Origin of the sequence: Streptomyces sp. NPDC059477 (assembly GCF_042749375.1) — a bacterium.
Taxonomy (GTDB): Bacteria; Actinomycetota; Actinomycetes; order Streptomycetales; family Streptomycetaceae; genus Streptomyces.
This window is the reverse complement of the sequence record NZ_JBHYUG010000184.1, coordinates 1-3366: the sequence shown is the minus strand read 5'-3', so window position 1 is coordinate 3366 and position 3366 is coordinate 1. Positions and strand designations below refer to the sequence as shown.

At 75.3% G+C, this 3366-nt stretch carries 3 protein-coding genes; all 3 read left to right on the top strand.

Annotated elements, in window-relative coordinates:
* A partial coding sequence (locus ACFXAZ_RS39425) for an amidohydrolase family protein (RefSeq protein WP_384601875.1) occupies window positions 1-960 on the top strand: 960 nt, incomplete at its 5' end.
* A 549-nt stretch (window positions 961-1509) separates the two neighbouring features.
* Entirely contained in the window at window positions 1510-2331 is an 822-nt protein-coding gene (locus ACFXAZ_RS39420; protein WP_384601872.1) for a polyprenol monophosphomannose synthase, read from the top strand.
* 290 nt (window positions 2332-2621) lie between these two features.
* Window positions 2622-3185: an FxsA family membrane protein gene (fxsA, locus tag ACFXAZ_RS39415; protein ID WP_384601869.1), complete on the top strand. Its 564-nt coding sequence runs from the start codon at window positions 2622-2624 to the stop codon at window positions 3183-3185.
* Window positions 3186-3366: the final 181 nt, after the last annotated feature.

The window sequence follows — 3366 nt, the reverse complement described above, 5'->3', positions numbered from 1 at the left end:
CGCGCCCCCCCCCCCCCCCCCCGGCTCACACACCCCCGCGCGCGGGGGGGCAGCGCGCGCGGCGCCCCGGCGGGGGGGGTGCGGGTCGCGGGCCCCCCCCCCCCCGTCCACCCGGCCCGCGCGCTGGGCGCGCTCGGCGCCGCCGGGGACCTGTTCGTGGACGGCGCCCTCGGCTCGCACACCGCCTGCCTGCACGCCCCCTACGCCGACGCCCCGCACACGGGCGTCGCCTACCTCGACGCCGGGGCCGTCGCCGCCCATGTCGCCGCCTGCACCGAGGCCGGTCTCCAGGCGGGCTTCCACGCGATCGGCGACGCCGCCGTGACCTCCGTGGTCGACGGCGTGCGCGCCGCCGCCGAGAAGGTCGGCCTCGCCCGCGTCCGCGCCACCCGGCACCGCGTCGAGCATGCCGAACTGCTCACCCCGGAGACCGTCGCGGCCTTCGCCGAACTGGGCCTGACCGCCTCTGTCCAGCCCGCCTTCGACGCCCTGTGGGGCGGCACCGACGGCATGTACGCCCGACGCCTGGGCGCCGAACGGGCCCGCGCCCTCAACCCCTTCGCCGCCCTGCTGCGGGCCGGTGTCCCGCTCGCCCTCGGCTCCGACAGCCCGGTCACGCCGATCGACCCCTGGGGCACGGTCCGCGCCGCCGCCTTCCACCGCACGCCGGAGCACCGGATCTCCGTACGCGCCGCCTTCACGGCGCACACGCGGGGCGGCTGGCGGGCGGTCGGGCGCGACGACGCCGGGGTGCTGGTGCCGGGCGCGCCCGCCGACTACGCGGTGTGGCGCACCGGCGAGCTGATCGTGCAGGCCCCCGACGACCGGGTCGCGCGCTGGTCCACCGACCCGCGCTCCGGCACCCCCGGCCTGCCCGACCTCACCCCCGGCACCGAACTGCCGGTCTGTCTGCGCACGGTGGTCGGCGGACGGACGGTGTTCGTACGGCCGGGCGAGTGATCTCCCGGGGCCGCGGGCGGCGCTCCCCGCCCGGCCGTCCCGTCGTACGACCTGCGTGTCCTGGCCCTCTGCCGCCGCGAACGGTGAAGACCCGCAGGTCGTGACAGGTATTGACATCCGGCCGCCCGGGGCCGGTAGGTTCGGCCGGGTCCACCACCGGACGCCCGACCGGGGAGGGTCCGCACGCTCGCCGGGGCGCCACTGGGTCAGGGCCGGTACCGAACCGGGGCACCGGCCACGGGAGCCAGGCGCAGTGCCCGTGCCACGGCGAGGGAACGTTCCGGCCGGTCGGCAGGTGTGACCCGGATGGGGTCCGGCCGCTCAGTAGACAACGGCTTTCGGTCGATCCGCAGCCAGCGGGTACCGGGCCGGCCCGAAGGGTGCCGGGCCCCCATCCGCTGTCCCCCGCGGCGCCCGCGCGCGATCTCCCCCGCGCGCGCTCGGGCGCGGCTCTTGTGGATTCGAGCCGGGCATACCAACGTGCTGTCACGTCATCGCAGGCCGCGGCCACTATGGTGGACGCCTGCGTACGGACTCGAAGGGGCAGCAGTGAACGACGGTGACGGGACGCCGGTCACACCGGCCCAGAGCGGGCGTTTCGGGCCGCTCGGCACGGCTCTGGTGATCATCCCGACCTTCAACGAGGCGGAGAACATCAAGTCCATCGTCCGCCGGGTGCGCGAGGCGGTCCCCGAGGCGCATGTCCTGGTGGCCGACGACAACAGCCCCGACGGCACGGGCAAACTCGCCGACGAGCTGGCCGCCGAGGACGAGCGGGTCCACGTACTGCACCGCAGGAGCAAGGAGGGCCTCGGCGCCGCCTATCTCGCGGGCTTCCGGTGGGGCCTGGAGCGCGACTACGGCGTACTGATCGAGATGGACGCCGACGGCTCCCACCAGCCCGAGGAACTGCCCCGGCTGCTCACCGCCCTCAAGGGCGCCGACCTGGTGCTCGGCTCGCGCTGGGTGCCCGGCGGGCGGGTGGTGAACTGGCCGCGCACCCGCGAGCTGATCTCGCGCGGCGGCAGCCTGTACTCCCGGGTCCTGCTGGACGTCCCCATCCGCGATGTCACCGGCGGCTACCGCGCCTTCCGCCGCGAGACCCTCCAGGGACTGGGCATGGCCGACGTGGCCTCGCAGGGCTACTGCTTCCAGGTCGACCTCGCCCGCCGCGCCATCAAGGCCGGCTATCACGTGGTCGAGGTCCCCATCACCTTCGTCGATCGCGAGCTGGGCGACTCCAAGATGAACCGGGACATCCTGGTCGAGGCGCTGTGGCGGGTGACCCTGTGGGGCGTGGGCGAGCGCGCGGGAAGGATCGTCGGCCGCCCGGGCCGCCCCGCCGACCCACCGGGCCCACAGACGCCGTGAGGCCGCGTCGCCTGGTGAAGGGGTCGGTTCGGCGGGTGTCGTGAGGTCGTGGCGCCGTCCGGTGGTGGAGTCGGTTCGGCAAGGTGTCGTACGGCCGTGTCGCCTGGCGGAGGAGTCGGGCCCCGCAGGTCCCGTCACGCCGTCCCGCCCGGTAGATGCGTTGGCCCGCAGGTGTCGTACGGCCGTGTCGCCCGGCGGGGGAGCCGGTCCCGCAGGTGTCGTAAGGCCGCACAGGCGCCGTTGACGTCGGGCTTATCCCGCCCTGAGCCGGGCCCAGGCACACTGGACCCATGACGACTGGCGCACCTACCCCTCCGTCCCCCGCACGGCCGCGGCGTTCGCGGCTGCGCACCGTCCTGCCGCTGGGCATCGCGGCGTGGGTGGTGCTGGAGATCTGGCTGCTGACCGTGGTCGCGAGCAGCGCGGGCGGGTTCACCGTCTTCCTGATCCTGCTGTCGGGGATCGTGGCCGGTGCCGCGGTCATCAAGCTGGCGGGGCGCCGGGCCTTCCAGGCGCTCAACGAGGCGATGCAGAAGGGCACCGCCCCCACCGGCGGCGGGGGCAACGGGCTGAAGATGCTCGGTGGCCTGCTGCTGATGATCCCCGGGCTGATCTCGGACGCCGTCGGGCTGCTCCTGCTGATCCCGGTGGTCCAGAAGGCCGTCAGCGGCTACGCGGAGCGCGCTTTCGAGCGCCGGCTGCGCCAGACCGCTCCCGGCACCCTCGGCGACGCCTTTCAGCAGGCCCGTATGCACCGCCCCGACGGCAAGGTGGTGCAGGGCGAGGTGATCCGGGACGAGCCCGCGGACGCCCGTCCGGACCCGCGGCAGCCGCGCCCGCCGCTGAACCGGTGACGCGCCCGCCGCCGACGCCGAACGGGTGAGGGGCGCGCCGTTGGCACCTGGGTGCGGGCGGCGCGCCCCTCGGGCGTGGGCGGGACCGGCGATGCCCCATGGGGCACATGACCGACCCCACGGGACACCACGACCGTGCCTGAATGCGCACATGACCGCGGGCGCCGTACGTCATTACACC